General features: G+C 73.7%; 15 protein-coding genes. 5 read left to right on the top strand and 10 right to left on the bottom strand.

Annotated elements, in window-relative coordinates; all coding sequences use genetic code 11:
* Positions 1-46 precede the first annotated feature (46 nt).
* Positions 47-1,147: a tyrosine-type recombinase/integrase gene (locus ACIRBX_RS11800; protein ID WP_402295713.1), complete on the top strand. Its 1,101-nt coding sequence runs from the start codon at positions 47-49 to the stop codon at positions 1,145-1,147.
* A gap of 577 nt (positions 1,148-1,724) precedes the next feature.
* Positions 1,725-2,042, top strand: coding sequence for a hypothetical protein (locus tag ACIRBX_RS11795; RefSeq protein WP_402295711.1), 318 nt, complete (start codon positions 1,725-1,727; stop codon positions 2,040-2,042).
* 88 nt (positions 2,043-2,130) lie between these two features.
* Here ACIRBX_RS11795 and ACIRBX_RS11790 read toward each other — a convergent pair whose 3' ends face one another.
* From ACIRBX_RS11790 to ACIRBX_RS11770, 5 genes are all read right to left on the bottom strand, one after another.
* The gene (locus ACIRBX_RS11790; protein ID WP_402295710.1) at positions 2,131-3,222 is read right to left on the bottom strand and encodes a serine hydrolase domain-containing protein; all 1,092 of its coding nucleotides are present in this window, start codon (positions 3,220-3,222) and stop codon (positions 2,131-2,133) included.
* Between the two features lie 44 nt (positions 3,223-3,266).
* On the bottom strand, positions 3,267-3,857 hold the full coding sequence (locus tag ACIRBX_RS11785) for a DUF4097 family beta strand repeat-containing protein (protein ID WP_402295708.1): 591 nt from the start codon (positions 3,855-3,857) through the stop codon (positions 3,267-3,269).
* Positions 3,858-4,068: 211 nt separating this feature from the next.
* Positions 4,069-4,542, bottom strand: a complete 474-nt coding sequence (locus tag ACIRBX_RS11780; protein ID WP_402295706.1) for an NUDIX domain-containing protein — start codon at positions 4,540-4,542, stop codon at positions 4,069-4,071.
* Between the two features lie 117 nt (positions 4,543-4,659).
* Entirely contained in the window at positions 4,660-4,905 is a 246-nt protein-coding gene (locus tag ACIRBX_RS11775; RefSeq protein ID WP_402295704.1) for a hypothetical protein, read from the bottom strand.
* A 96-nt stretch (positions 4,906-5,001) separates the two neighbouring features.
* A complete protein-coding gene (locus ACIRBX_RS11770; RefSeq protein WP_402295703.1) occupies positions 5,002-5,619 on the bottom strand; it encodes a TetR/AcrR family transcriptional regulator in 618 nt (205 codons plus the stop codon).
* 118 nt (positions 5,620-5,737) lie between these two features.
* Here ACIRBX_RS11770 and ACIRBX_RS11765 point away from each other — a divergent pair, with 118 nt between their 5' ends.
* Positions 5,738-6,736, top strand: a complete 999-nt coding sequence (locus ACIRBX_RS11765; RefSeq protein ID WP_402295702.1) for an ABC transporter permease — start codon at positions 5,738-5,740, stop codon at positions 6,734-6,736.
* A gap of 91 nt (positions 6,737-6,827) precedes the next feature.
* Here ACIRBX_RS11765 and ACIRBX_RS11760 read toward each other — a convergent pair whose 3' ends face one another.
* Positions 6,828-7,388: a hypothetical protein gene (locus ACIRBX_RS11760; protein WP_402295700.1), complete on the bottom strand. Its 561-nt coding sequence runs from the start codon at positions 7,386-7,388 to the stop codon at positions 6,828-6,830.
* A 167-nt stretch (positions 7,389-7,555) separates the two neighbouring features.
* The gene (locus ACIRBX_RS11755) at positions 7,556-8,179 is read right to left on the bottom strand and encodes a TetR/AcrR family transcriptional regulator (RefSeq protein ID WP_402295699.1); all 624 of its coding nucleotides are present in this window, start codon (positions 8,177-8,179) and stop codon (positions 7,556-7,558) included.
* A 73-nt stretch (positions 8,180-8,252) separates the two neighbouring features.
* On the opposite strand from ACIRBX_RS11755, the gene ACIRBX_RS11750 reads away from it, so the two are divergent.
* The gene (locus ACIRBX_RS11750; RefSeq protein ID WP_402295697.1) at positions 8,253-8,840 is read left to right on the top strand and encodes an alpha/beta hydrolase; all 588 of its coding nucleotides are present in this window, start codon (positions 8,253-8,255) and stop codon (positions 8,838-8,840) included.
* Positions 8,841-8,960: 120 nt separating this feature from the next.
* On the opposite strand, the gene ACIRBX_RS11745 is transcribed toward ACIRBX_RS11750, so the two are convergent.
* The 3 genes from ACIRBX_RS11745 to ACIRBX_RS11735 all read right to left on the bottom strand — a co-directional run bounded on the left by ACIRBX_RS11745 (position 8,961) and on the right by ACIRBX_RS11735 (position 12,424).
* Positions 8,961-10,274 (bottom strand): MFS transporter, encoded by a 1,314-nt coding sequence (locus tag ACIRBX_RS11745; RefSeq protein ID WP_402295696.1) that lies wholly within the window; start codon positions 10,272-10,274, stop codon positions 8,961-8,963.
* Positions 10,275-10,420: 146 nt separating this feature from the next.
* Positions 10,421-10,984: a TetR/AcrR family transcriptional regulator gene (locus tag ACIRBX_RS11740; protein ID WP_402295694.1), complete on the bottom strand. Its 564-nt coding sequence runs from the start codon at positions 10,982-10,984 to the stop codon at positions 10,421-10,423.
* 111 nt (positions 10,985-11,095) lie between these two features.
* Positions 11,096-12,424, bottom strand: coding sequence for a S28 family serine protease (locus ACIRBX_RS11735; RefSeq protein ID WP_402295692.1), 1,329 nt, complete (start codon positions 12,422-12,424; stop codon positions 11,096-11,098).
* Positions 12,425-12,635: 211 nt separating this feature from the next.
* Between ACIRBX_RS11735 and ACIRBX_RS11730 the strand changes: the two genes are divergently transcribed.
* Entirely contained in the window at positions 12,636-13,814 is a 1,179-nt protein-coding gene (locus ACIRBX_RS11730; protein WP_402295691.1) for an MFS transporter, read from the top strand.
* Positions 13,815-13,857 lie beyond the last annotated feature (43 nt).

The raw sequence follows: 13,857 nt of genomic DNA, 5'->3' as shown, positions 1-13,857 counted from the left end.
CTGCGAGTGTGAGCGGAAGGACTGTGGCCACGGCTGGACTGCGCGGGTGCGCGACGCCAACGGTGCCCCCGCAGACATGACGTTCGAAAAGAAGTCCGAGGCGCAGGCGTACGAGCGCAAGATCCTGGATGCCAAGTCCAATGGCGTGATCGTTCGGCCGAAGCATCTGAAGGAGACGTTCCTCAAGTGGTCGGCGGAGTGGCTTGCATCCAAGACGCGTAGGCCGGGAACTCAAGAGACCTACAAGCTTCACATGCGCAACCACATTGTCCCGGAGTTCGGCGGGAGATATCTCCACAGCATCGAACCATCTGATGTCAGGCGGTGGATCAAGGGTCTGACGGCCAAGGGTCTGGCAGCCAGGACGGTCCACCTGATCTACAAGATATTCCGCGCCTGCATCAATGCTGCCGTTCGGAACCGCAAGATCCAGTTCTCGCCGTGCGTAGACATTGAGCTGCCAGAGACTAAGCGGAAGAAGATCGTGCCGGCAACTCGTGAGCAGGTGTGGGCGCTGTACGAGGCGATGCCCTCGCACGCCCGCGCAATGATCATGGTCGGGGTTGGCTGCGGGCTTCGCTCAGGTGAGGCATTTGGCCTCTGCGAAGACAGCATCGACCTTGCGGCCGGCACCCTTACGGTTCGCCGACAGGTCATCAAGGTGGCCTCTCGTGCCGAACTGGTGGACTACACCAAGACCGAACGGTCTCATGAGCGTGAGGTCCCGCTGCCCGGCTTCGTCCACCGGGCGCTCCTCGATCACCTGGACACCCACTCGGTGGTAGTGCTTCCGGAAGGTCAGAAGCTCATGTTCCGGACTACCCGAGCCAAGCTCATTCGGCGCGATGGGTTCTACAAGATGTTCAAGCGCGCGCTTAGCGTTGCCGGGCTTCCCGAGGATTTCCGCTTCCATGACCTTCGGCACACGTTCGCCTCGTACGCACTGGATCAGGGCCTCTCGAAGGCCACGGTGCAGCTCTACATGGGCCACGCATCCGAAGCCGAACTGGACGCCACCTACCACCACCAGGTGAAGGGAGCCGCTGCCCGGGATCGGGTCGCTCTGGAGGCGGTCTTCTTCGAGGAGACCGCTGACGTAGTGGTCCCCGCTACTGTGGAGGACGGCGATGAGGAGTCGGCCGCGTGAATGTGGCGCTGCTCCAAGGTGTGGCGATGGCGTGGCGATCCGAGCCTTGGAAGGAGCGTTTCCGCAGGTCAGTGCCCCTGTGGAGACTGTGCCCGGCGTACAGGCCGACTCGTCCGCCGCCGGACTTTCGAGCCCCCCGAACCGCGTCACAGCGGCTCGGGGGGCTCTGCCCGTTCAGCGGGTCGTCCGGGAGCCGGGCGTCGCGGTCCGGGGTGAGCAGGCCGCCGGCGCCGAGGCGGACGGCGGGTTGCTGCCACCACTGCGGGCCGTTGGCGGAGGGGGCCGGGGCGCGGTCGGGTGACGGCGGGAGATCGGGTGTGGTCACGGCCCCGAACACCATCGGCGGGCGGTGGCCGGTGTCCGGAGAGTGCCGGAGGGAGGGGATCCGGGTGGGGCCGGGGTGTGAGGCGACCCCAATGTATCCCGTGGTGGGAGGGGTTCGGTAGGACCGGGAACACGGTTCTTCGATCTTGATGGGAGGGGGTCGGGCGGGACAGACTCGTCGGCATTCCACGTCTCTTCGTACCGGGCCCGCCAGGGTCCGGCGGTCGGGCGTGCGGTGACGAAGGGGGATGTGATGGTGCATCAGGAGCGGGTGCTGCGGGCCCGGGTGCGGCTGATGAGTCTGGACCGGCGGTTGCTGCGGGGTGCCGAGGGGATCGCGGTGTACCGGACCCTGGCGGAGGTGAGTCCGCAGGTGTACGCGTCGAAGTTGGCGCGGGTGCTGGTGGACGAGAGCAAGGCGGGGAAGCTGGCCGGCGCGCCGGAGTTGCGGCGGGCGCTGCTGCTGGAGGCGCGGGAGTGGGCCGGGCGGATCGAGGTGGGGCATCCGTTCCGGGCGAGGGTGATGGAGCTGCTGGCGGAGGCGGAGCAGCGGGAGGGGATGACGGGCTGACGCCGGGCGGGACGGCGGTGGGCCGCGCCGGGTGGGGGTCCGGCGCGGCCCGGTCGGAGGGGGCGGGGCAGCGCGGGGTGAGGCGGGGTCAGGGCTTCGGGGGGAAGGCCAGCGGGAGGAGGAGCTGCTGGACCTTGGCGAACGCCTCGGCCGCCTGGGGGAGTTCGAGTCGGGCGTCGCCGGTGGTGAGGGAGGCGGTCAGGGTGGTGGAGCCGTCCGGGGAGCCGTACATCAGGGCGCCCCAGCCCCAGAAGCCGCCGTTGTGGGTGTAGAGGGTGCCGGCTTCGGTCTCCTCCACGATCAGGCCCAGGCCGTAGGCGAAGGTGGTGTGCGGGGTGCGCATCTCGGCCAGCAGGGCGGCGGGGAGCAGCCGGCCGCCGAGCAGGGCGGAGAAGAAGAGGTGGAGGTCACGGGTGGTGGAGACCATGTCGCCGGCCGCCGAGATCCAGGAGGGGTCGGAGCGGGTGACGTCGACGGTCCTCCACTCCTCGCCGTCCTGGTAGGTGTAGTAGCCGTGGGCGTGCGGCTCGGGGAGTTCGGGGGAGGCGTCCGGCACCAGGGTGCCGGTGAGGCCGAGCGGGGTGAGGATGCGCCGGCGCATCTCCTCGGCGTACGGGCGGCCGGTGAGCTGCTCGACCAGGAGGCGGGCGAGCACGTAGTTGGTGTTGGAGTAGCTCCAGCCGGTGCCGGGTTCGAAGCGGGACGGCTTGCCCAGGGCCAGGCGGACCAACTCCTCGGGCCGGTAGGTGAGGTGGAGGTTGTCGACCCAGGCCTGGCCTTCCCAGGGGATGCCCGGGGCGGTGGACCCGTCCTCGTAGTACTCCCCGGTGTGGTTGAACAGGCCGCTGGTGTGCTGGAGCAGCATCCGGACGGTGATCCGGCGGTCCAGCCCGTAGGCCGGCAGGTGGTCGTCGACCGGGTCGTCCAGGCCGAGCAGGCCGTCGGCGACCAGCAGCAGGACCAGGGTGGCGGTGAAGGTCTTGGTGTTGCTGCCTATCCGGAAGTGCCCGTCGGTGGGGGGTGGGGCGTCCGAGTCGAGGGCGGTGCGGCCGGCGCTGCCGGTCCACTCGCCGTCCGGACCGTTCACTCGGACCTGGACACCGGCCCAGCCGGCGGCGGCGATCTCCTCGACGGCGGCCTGGAGTTCGAGGTGGCGGGTGCGGGCGGGGGTGCTGGTCATGGGTGGATCTCCTTGCGGTGGTGGGGTGTTGGCGGTGGGGTAGGTCAGCTGTTGCGGGCGGTGATGGTGCCGAGGGAGGTGGTGGCACGGATGCTGAGGGCGTGGGTGCCGTCGTTCCGCAGGGCGTTGTCGATCCGGCCGTAGGAGGTGGCGGCGTCGAGGACGGCCGAGGCGTCCGGTGCGGTGGTGACGGTGATGTCGCCCTTGGCGGTGGTGAGTTCGGCATCCCCCGCCAGGCCGTCGAGCCGGATGTCTCCCGCCTGGAGGGTGATCCGGGTGGCGGTGGTGCCGGCCAGGTCCACGGTCCCGTGGGCGACGGTGGCGGTGACCTCGCCGAGCGGCCCGGTCGAGCGAAGCTCGCCGTCGGCGAGCTCGACCCGGACCCGGGAGCCGGCCGGGAGGTGGACGGTGACCTCGACGGAGCCGGAGGGGCCGAAGGCCCGCTTGGCCGCCTCCGGCGTGTGGATCCGCAGGCCGCCGTCCAGCCGGTCGACGACGGTCCGCTCGGCGGCCTCGATGTCGCGGCTGCTGCCCGGATCGGCCGGGAGGACCTGGACGTCGGCATCGGCGCGGTCGGCGGCGATCAGCCGGATGCGGCCGGAGGCGATGTCGAGGGTGGTGGTGAAGGTGCTCATGGTCTGCCGTCTCCTGGAGCTGGTGGCTTGCGTCGTCTGTGTTTCTGACATCGCAAACGCTACGTTGCAGTCATGGATCGGGCAACTACGAAGTTGAGAGATTCGGAAAGATCGCAGGTGAGAGCCGGTTAATCATTGCAATTGGATGGGATCTAATGCAACGTCAGGGCGCGTGCCCGTTGCATTGATCTGCTGGTGAAAGCGACGTCGGTCAGCTGTGGAGGTACTGCGCGAAGCCCGTCCGGCGGGCGGTGGCGAGCGCGGCGACCATGGCGAAGCGGGCCGGGGTCAGGGTGCGGCGCCAGTCGTCCAAGGCCTGCACCCGGACCTCCGAGTGTTCGGCCGGATCGAGCACCAGGGCGTCGATCTGGTCCGCCGTCAGCAGGCCGCCGTCGAAGGCCACGCCGACCTTGGCCGGCCAGTCGCCCGCCGGGGCCTGGAAGATGACGGCCAGGAGCCTCGGCTCGCCGCGCAGGGTGTGGCCGGTCTCCTCGCGGACCTCGCGGACGGTGCTCTCCCAGGGGTGCTCCCCCTGGTCCACGTTGCCGCCGCCGAACTGCCAGACCTCGGGGTCGTAGACCGACTTGAGCATGATCGGGCGTCCGGCGGTGTCGGTGGTGAACGCGCACGTCCAGAGGATGCCGTGGGTGAGCGTCTGCAGGTGTTCGGCCAGAGGTAGCTGCACGAACGACCAACGAGGCGCCGGGGCGGCCGGTGGCGGGGCGGCGTGGCCGGCCACCCGATCGTGGGCGGGGCGGGGCGGGGCGGGGCGTGGGGGCGGAGCGGCGACGGCGGGGTGCCGTCAGTCGAACAGCGGCTCCTGGTCGGCGGACGGGGCCGGCGGCAGGCCGTCCAGCGGGAGCTGGTCCTGACGGGCCGTCGCCTCGCTGAGCGGGACGTGCGTCATCGAGCCGGGGCAGAGCGCCAGTGAGCGGCTGTGCAGCTTGTGGTCGTGCACGACGCCGTAGCCGGCCCGGGTCGCCAGCGGCATCAGGGCCACCTGGCGGGCACAGGACGGCTCCGGGCAGAGGACGCGGGGAAGCTTCATCCCGTCAGCATCGCGTACGGGTGCGACATGCGGGAGGGGCGGTGGGGTGGGGGTGTGTGGCGGGGTGGGGTCGTGGCGGAGCGGGGGCGCGGCGGGTCAGCGCGGGGGAGTGGTCGGCCGGAGCACCGCGCGCAGGGCCGCCCGGACGGTGTCCGTGTCGACGTCGCCGAACAGCGCCTGCTGGGCGATCAGCCCCTGGGCGGTGGCGATCAGGACCCGGGCGATGTCGGCGGCCGGGACTTCGGCGGGGAGTTGGCCGTCCTGCTGGTAGTCGTGGACCAGGCCGGCCCAGAGCTCGTGCAGGGCGGCGAAGCCGGCCCGCAGGGCGGCGGCGAGGTCCTCGTTGCGCGGGGTCTCGGCCCAGACCTGGAGGATCAGGCGGGTCGAGACCAGCGGGTCGTCGCCGCCCGCGGACATGTGGAAGACCCGGTCGCGCACGGTGGCCAGCAGGACGTCCGGGGTGGGGCGCGGGGTGGTGGCGGCGGCCTCGGCGTAGGCGGACCGGATGGTGCCGACCACCTCCTCGGCGATCGCCCGGATGATCTCGTCCTTGCTCGCGAAGTACCGGTAGACCGCCCCGGCGGAGAGCCCGCTCTCGCGCAGGACGTCCTGCATCGAGGTGGCGTGGAAGCCGTTGCGAGCGAAGCAGCGGACCGCGCCGTCGAGGATCTGGCGGCGGCGGGCGTCGAGGTGTGCCTGGGATACGCGGGCCATGGCGCCACCGTAGAACGAACATTCCTTCTTGACAACCGACCCACGCCGGGCGGACAGTGAGCCGGGTAAAACGAACGATCCTTCTTTTTAGTCCGCATCATCGAGAACGGGACCTGCCATGACCGCCGACCTGCCGCCGACCCCGCGTCGGATCGCCGTCGTCTGCCTCGTCGTACCCCTGCTGGTGGCCTTCGCGCTCTGGGCCTTCGCCTGGCCCGCAGCCCGCCTGGCCCCGCGCGACCTGCCGGTCGGGGTGGCCGGGCCGGCCGCCGCCACCGCCGTGGTGAAGGAGCAACTCGCCCAGCAGAAGGGCGCGTTCGAGGTCCATGAGTACGCCGACGGGCCGGCCGCCCGGACGGCGGTCGAGCAGCGCGAGGTCTACGGTGCGCTGGTGGTGGGCCCGCAGGGGCCGGAGCTGTACACCGCCTCGGCGGCCGGGCCGGTGGTGGCCCAGCTGCTCCAGGGTGCGAGCGCGCACCTCGGGGGCGGTGCCGCCGGTGCGGGCGGCGTGCAGCCGAAGGTGACCGACGTGGTGCCCGCTCCGGCGGCGGATCCGCGCGGGGCGGTGCTGGGGGCGGGGCTGCTGCCGCTGGTGCTGGCCGGGATCGCCTCCGGGGCCCTGGTCACGGTGCTCCGGCTGCGCGGGGCGGCGGCGATCGGGAGCCTGCTGGGCGCGGCGGCCCTGACCGGGCTGGTGGCGGTGGCCGTCGGGCACGCCTGGCTGGGCGCGCTGAGCGGCAACTGGGCTGCCGAGGCAGGGGTGTTCGGACTCACCGCGCTCGCCGTCGGGGCCACCGCGGCCGGCCTGGCCGCGCTGATCGGCACGCCTGGCATCGGTGTCACGGCCCTGCTGATGGTGCTGGTCGGCAACGCCTTCTCCGGCGTCACCTCGGCGCCGGAGCTGCTGCCCGGCGCCGCCAGGCTGATCGGGGCCCAACTCCCGCCGGGGGCAGCCGGATCGGCGCTCCGCTCGGTCGCCTTCTTCGACGGGGCGGCGATCGGCACCCCGCTGCTCACCCTCGGGCTCTGGGCCGGGCTGGGCCTCGCGGTGGTCGGGCTGGTGGCAGCACGGCAACGGGCCGCCGCGCCCGGTGTGCCGGTGGTCGCGGCGGCCTGAGCCGTCGTCAGTGCGGAGGGACGGGGTCGGGGGACCGGGGGCAGGAGGCCGGGGGTAGGGGAGTAGGGAGACCGGGGTGCCGGTGCCGCCGTCAGCGGGTCTGGCGGCGGCGCCGGTGGTACGCGTAGGTGGCGGCGAGGACCAGCGGGCCCCAGAGGCAGAACAGGCCGCTGGTGATCTGGCCGAGCAGTTCCCAGCCCGGGCCGGTGAAGGCCACGTTCTCGAAGCCGAAGAGGCCGAGGGAGCACAGCACCCAGTCGACGGTGAGGCAGCTCAGACCGAGGCCGGCCAGGGTCATCGGGATCACCACGAGGCCGGGTGGCACCCGGCGGCCCCGGAGGGACCGGAGGATCGGCAGGCGTGCCGGGACCACTTCGCCCCAGGGGCGCACCAGGACCAGGCAGATCAGCGCGAACGCCTCGGAGAGCAGGCTGAGCAGTGCCACGTACGGGACGGTGATCCAGAGCGGCTGATCGGTGACCGGCAGGTCCAGGCCCATCAGGAAGCCGAAGCCGATCGGCAGCCGCCAGAGGCAGACGGGCAGGCCGAGCCAGGGGAGCAGGTGGACCGCCCGCTCGGCCCAACGGGGCACGGGGGAACGGGTGTCGGCGGCGAGGTCGGTGGCCGCGCGGGGCGGGGTGACGGTCGGCATGCGTCCAGCCTCCCCGGCCGGGCGGCGCCCGGGGATCGGCGTGCGGGACGAACCGCCTCCCCCGGGAAGGGGAGGGGCTCGCCTCCGTGCGGAGGAGGGCGGCCTGACGCCCGGTCGGCTGGAGCGGAGTCCGGTTCGGTCCGGTGAGGGCAGAGGGCAGAGGGCGGTCAGCGGGTGCGGAGGCCGGCCAGCAGTCGGGCGGTGTGGTCGGCGGCCTCCGTCGGGTCCAGCGGGAGGTGACGGACCAGCAGGCGGTACCAGAACGGGCCGAAGACCAGGTCCACCGCGTGGTCGAGGTCGAGCTCCGGGTCGAGCTCCCCGCGCCGGACGCCGCGGGCCAACAGCTCCGCGACCACCCGGCGGCGCTCCTGCGCCCACTCCTGGAAGCGCGGCGCGAAGGCCGGATCGAGTTGGGCCTCGGCCATCAGGCCGCGCAGCGCCTCGACCCGGGTCGGGTGGTCCACCACCTGGTAGAGCCGGGTGAGGAAGATCCGCAGGTCCTCCGCGCAGTCCCCGGTGTCCGGCTCCGGCATCCGCCGGCTCACGGCCGGTCCGAAGGCGTCCATCACCAGCGCGGCCTTCGACTTCCACCAGCGGTACACGGTGCTCTTGGCCACGCCTGCCCGGGCCGCCACCCCCTCGATGGTGAGGCGCCCGTAACCGGCCTCGTCCAGCAGGGCGGTGGTGGCGGCGAGGACGTCCGTGCGGGCGTCCTCGCTGCGCACCCGGCCGCCGGTGCGGGGGGTGCGGGGGCTGCGGGCGGTGGTCGGGCCCGGATTCTGGTCGGCCATGGACGGAACGGTACCAGCGTGCTAGCTTCAATCAAAACGCGACGGATCGTTTCGATTAACGGGGAGCAGTCGAATGAGCGAGATCATCGTTTCGCACGCCTTCAGTGCCGGCCCGGAGGTGCTCTGGTACCCGGGGCTGAAGGCCGAACTCGAGGCCGAGGGGCACCGGGTGACCATCCCCGCGCTGCCCGAGCCGCAGGCGCCGGAGGTCGGGGGCTGGGCGGCGGCGCTGGCCGGTGCCGCCGCCGGGGCCGACCCGGCCGGGACGGTGCTGGTCGGCCACAGCCTGGGCGGGGTCAACCTGCTGCGGGTGCTGGAGCAGCACGACACGGAGGGCCGGGGGGCGTTCGCCGGGGTGGTCCTGGTGGCCACGATGAGCCGCGAGGTCGGGTACGACGCGCTGGCGCCGTTCTTCGCCGGGGGCTTCGACTGGGCGCGGATCCGGGCCGCCGCCGGCCGCGTCCGGGTGCTGGTCGCCGATGACGACCCGGTGCTGGCGCCCGACGTCCACGTCCATGTGCGGGACTTCGTCGAGGAGTTGGGCGCCGGCGCGGTGGTCCTGCCCGAGGGCGGGCACCTGCCGAACTGGGGGTCGGACTCCCTCCCCGAGGTCCGACTCCCGCAGGTGGCCGCCCTGGTGAGGGAGGTGCTGGCGGCCTGACGGCCGGTGCTCGGCAAGGGCAAGGGCAAGGACGCGGCCAACGGCAACGGCAACGGCAACGGCAACGGTCCGGCCTGGTCCGGCGGGCTGATCGCATCCGAGGGCCTCGGGCCGTGCGGATCAGTCCGCCGGGAGGCTCCGGGTGAGCAGCAGGGCGGCGGCAGCCGTTCCGGCCAGGGCCAGGACCGTACCGCCGGGGGAGAGCCCGAGGGCGGTGAGGGTGGTGCCGACCGCGATGCCGAGGGCCGGGCCGAGGTTCATCGCGGTCTGCTGGAGGCCGCCCGCGATCCCGGCGTCCGCCACGGCGGCCCGGCGCACCACCACGGCGGTGCCGGTCACCATCACCGCGCCGAAGCCCGCGCCCAGGAGCAGGAAGCCGGGCGTGCTGCCCCACCACGAGGTGCCCGGCGCCAGCCGGGAGAGCAGCAGGGCGCCGAGGGCGATCAGCAGCAGGCCGGGGGCGGCCGTGCGGCGCGGACCGTGACGGCGCATCAGGGCGGCGCCGGCCGGGGCGGCCCCGATCATCGCGAGGGCCAGTGGCAGGCCGCGCAGGCCGCCGTCCAGGGCGGACAGGCCCAGGGCGTCCTGGAGCAGGTAGGTGACCAGGTAGAGGGTGCCGAACATGCAGGCGGAGGCGGCGGTCAGGATCGCCAGCGCAGGCGCGGTGGGCGCGCTGCGCAGGAGGGCGGCGGGCAGCAACGGGTGGGCGGCGCTGCGCTCGTGACGCAGCAGCAGGAGCGCGGCGAGCAGGGTCAGGACCGGGGCCACCGGGCCGGGGTGCGGGAGGGAGGTCAGGGTGTGCACCAGGCCGGCCAGGGTGAGTGCCAGCAGGGCGGCGCCGGGCAGGTCGAGCCCGGGGCGGGCGGTCGGGGGCGGGGCGGGCAGCCGGACGGCGAGGGCGAGCAGGCCGACCGCGACGGCGGGCACGACTCCGAGGAACAGCACGGCGCGCCAGCCGAGTTGACTGGTGAGCGCACCGCCGAGCACCGGGCCGGCGGCGGCGGCCAGGCCGATCACGGCGGTGCGGGCGGCGATCGGACGGGCGATCCGGTCCGCCGGGTAGGCGGCCCGCAGCAGGCCGAGGGTGGCGGGTTGCAGCAGGGCGCCGAAGACGCCCTGGACGGCTCGGAGGGCGATCACCCACCCGATCGACGGAGCGCAGCCGACCGCTGCCGAGGCGGCGCCGAAGCCGAGGGCGCCGACGGCGAAGACCTGCCGCTGGCCGTAGCGGTCGCCGAGCCGGCCGGCGAAGACCAGCAGCGAGGTGACCGCGATCAGGTAGGCGGTGCTGGTCCACTGGACCTGGGCGAAGGTGGCGCCGAGGTCGTGGCGCAGGCTGGGCTGGGCCACCGTCAGGACGGTGCCGTCGAGGGCGACCACGGCCGCGCCGGTGATGCTGCCGGTGAGCACCAACCGCCGGGACCGGCGGGGCACGGTGGGATCGGCACCTCCGGTGGACGGCACCGGGCCGGTCGGGCTGTCGCTCGCGGGGCCGGTCGGGCCGGTCGTGTCGCTCGGGGCGCCGGTCGTGGTGCCGCCAGGGGCGTGGGCAGGGGTGTCGCCGGTTGCGGCGATGTGGCTCATGCGGCGGCCGGGCCGAGGTGGGCGTCCAGGACGGCGGTCAGCAGGGGTCCGATCTCCGGTGTGCCGGTGGCGAGTTGCAGGCTGCCCCAGCGGTGCAGTTGGGCCAGTCCGTGCAGATTGGCCCAGAACGCGCCGGCCGCCACGGTGGGGTCGGTGCCGGGCCGGGCCTCGGCGATCAGCGTGCCGAGCCGGGCGAACAGCGGAAGACTGGTCTCGCGCAGGCCCAACTCCCCGCTCTCCAACAGGTCGTGGCGGAACATCAGCTCGTACATCCCGGGCTGCTCGGCCGCGAAGTCGAGGTACGTCCGGGCCAGCCGGGCGAGCTGCTCGCGCGGAGGTTCGGCGGCCTCCGGGCCGAGCCGGGCGGCCAGGTCGGTGAAGCCGCGCCGGGCGATGGCCGAGAGCAGGGCGAGGTGGGTCGGGAAGTGGCGGCGGGGTGCGCCGTGCGAGACCCCGGCCCGGCGGGCGATCTCACGCAGCGTCAGCGCCTGCGGGCCTTCCTGGGCGAGCAGTTCGGCCCCGGTGGCCACCAGGCGGGCGCGGAGGTCTTCATCGGTCATGTAGACAGTGTCTACCAGAGCCCAGTAGACACTGTCTACTGGGTTGCCGGTGTCGGGAGTGCCGACGGGGCCCGGTCGACGTCGGTCGGCCGGGCCCCGCCGGGCGGGTGGTCAGGCCAGGCCGGCCCAGCGGGTGAGGGCGGCGGTGGCGGCGTCCCGGTCGGCCGGGGTGAGGGCGGCGATCCGGGCCGCGTGGGTCCCGTTCGGCAGCCAGAGGGAGAGCGAGTCCCGGGTGCCGGGGCCGAGCCGGAAGGGCTCGGCCACGCTGGGATCCGCCGCGCCCTGGACGAAGAGCATCCGCTCGCCGCGCAGCCGCACCCAGCGGTCGACGTCGCGCATCGCCTGCGGCTGGAAGCGCAGGGCGACCTCGCGCGGCACGAAGGTGCGCGGCTCGGTGGCGCCGGGGTAGCGGATCAGGTCGGCCAGGTGCTCGGTCTCCAGGCCGAAGTAGCCCAGCTGCGTGCCCAGTTGGTAGAAGTACGGGACGAAGTCGGTGGCGAAGCCGTCGGTGTAGACGGCCAGCCGGCCGGTCCGGTCCAGCCAGTCGTAGAGCTGCTGGTCGGAGGCTTCCGGGCCCGGGACGGTGGCGCAGCCGGATGCGCCGATGCTCTGCCAGAAGGCGAACGGGGTGCGCAGCACGCCGATCTCGAAGGCCTTGTCCGCGCTGCCGATCAGCTCGAAGGTCGCGGTCGGGTCGGCGGCGGTGTACAGCGCCGTCAACTGCTCGCGGTGCAGCAGGGCCTGGCGCTGGACGGCGCGGAGCGCGGCCCGGCACTCGGGGGTGCCGACCGAGGAGAGGAAGTCCCGGTAGGCCGAGTCCTCGCGGTCGTTGACGTTGTTCGGTGCGCCGTAGGCGACCGAGGCGGTGACGTCGGCCGGGTAGAAGCGCCGGTGGTAGACCGTGGCCATGCCGCCCTTGCTGCTGCCGGTCGAGATCCAGCGGCCCCGGTAGACGGAGCGGAACGCTTCGACGATCCGGTGGTGGTCGGTGGCCGCCTGCCAGATGTCGAGCGTGCGGTAGTCGCCGGTGGTGCTGGGCAGCGAGGTGCCGAAGAAGCGCTGCTCGGTGGTGAGTTGGTTCCCGTCCAGCAGGGTGGTGGGCTCGGAGCGGCCCTGGCCGGGCGGGAGGTTGTAGCCGCCGGTGGCCAGGACGGTCGGGCGGTCGGCGGAGCGGTGCAGCAGGGTGAGGCGCTGCTGGAAGGTGCCGGCCCCGGGGTGGTGGTGGTCGACCGGCTGGCGCAGGCTCAGTTCGAAGAAGCGGAAGCCGGCTGCGGCGGGGCGCTCGGCGGTGACGGTCAGGCCGGGGACGGCCTCCAGCGCCGCGCGGATGTCCGGCTCGCCGGCCGGAGTGGCGGCTGCGGCCGGTCCGGCGGTCAGTGACACCACGGCCACCACGGGTGCCGCCACTCCGATCAGCAAGCGCTTGAACCACCTGGTCATGCTGCCCTCCCCGGACTCGTGTGCTCGATGGGCACCAGTCAACCGGGGGTGACGGGTGCCGGTGATCCCTCCCGGGCGGGGGCGGCCTCCCTCCGGAGGGGGAGCGCGGGGGTGGCGGTGTCGGGGAGGGGAGTTGACGGACCGTCCGGAGGCGGGTGCGGGCGCGGGGCAGGCTGGTGCGGTGCGGACGACCGGTGGGAAGGGGCGGGCGATGGGCAGTGCGGTGCGGGTGGGCGAGGTGCGGAAGGCGCCGGGCACCTGGCGGCGGATGCGGCTGTGGGGCACGGCGCACGCCGTGGACGACCTCTACCAGGGGCTGGTGCCGGCCGTGGTGCCGTACTTCGTGCTGGAGCGCGGCTACGGCTACGTCGCGGCGGGCGGGCTCACCCTGGCCGCCGCGCTGGGGAGTTCGGTGCCGCAGCCGCTGATCGGGATCGCGGTGGACCGGCGTGGGCTGGGCTGGCTGGCGGCGGCGGGGTTGGCGCTGGCCGGCACCGGCTTCGGCCTGTCCGGGCTGGCCGGGCCGTACGCGCTGGTCTGGATGCTGGTGCTGCTCTCGGGGGTCGGGGTGGCGATGTTCCACCCGGCGGCGGGCAAGGCGGCCCGGGAGGCGGCCGGGGACAGCGCGGCGGCCATGGGCGTCTTCGCGGCGGGCGGCAGTGTCGGGTTCTTCCTGGCCCCGGTGCTGGCCACTCCGCTGCTGGTGACCTGGGGCGTCCGGGCCACGGTCTGCTTCCTGCCGCCCGCGCTGCTGACCGCCTACGTGCTGCACCGGCACCGGCGGCGGACCCTGGCGTCCGGGCGGGTCGCGGCGCGGAGGACGGGCGCGGACCAGTGGGGACCGTTCCTGCTGCTGACGGCGGTGGCGATGGTCCGCTCGGTGGTGTTCTTCGGGGTGAGCACCTTCCTCGGCCTGCACTGGCTGCGCGATCTGGGCGGAAGCCGGACGCTGGCCGGGGTGGCGCTGGCCTGCTTCCTCGGCGGCGGGGTGACGGGCACCCTGCTGGGCGGCCGGATCGCCGACCGGCTGGGCCTGGTGCGGACCGTCCAGGTCGGCACCGCGCTGGCGGTGCCCGCCCTGGTGGGGCTGGTGCTGGTGCCCGGGCAGTACCCGCCGCTGCTGTTCGCGGCGCTCACCGGAGCGGTGCTCAACGTGCCGTTCGCCGTCCTGATCAAGCTCGGCCAGGACTACCTGCCGGCCCGCCCCGGCACCGCCTCCGGGGTCACCCTCGGGCTGGCCCTGAGCGTCGGCGGCCTCTCGGCGCCGTTGCTGGGCCTGCTCGCGGAGGGCCACGGGCCGCGCGGTGTGCTGGCCGTGCTGTGCGCGGTGCCGCTGGCGGCGCTCGCCCTGGCGTCCCTGCTGCGCGAGCCCGGGGGCGCTGCGGGCTGACCCGCCGTCAGCCCGCTCGGCCGGGCTGCCGTCGGACGGGGTT

It is taken from the genome of Kitasatospora sp. NPDC096147 (assembly GCF_044763225.1).
GTDB lineage: Bacteria > Actinomycetota > Actinomycetes > Streptomycetales > Streptomycetaceae > Kitasatospora.
Note: the sequence above shows the minus strand (reverse complement) of the source record. Positions and strands in the feature narration are given on the sequence as shown.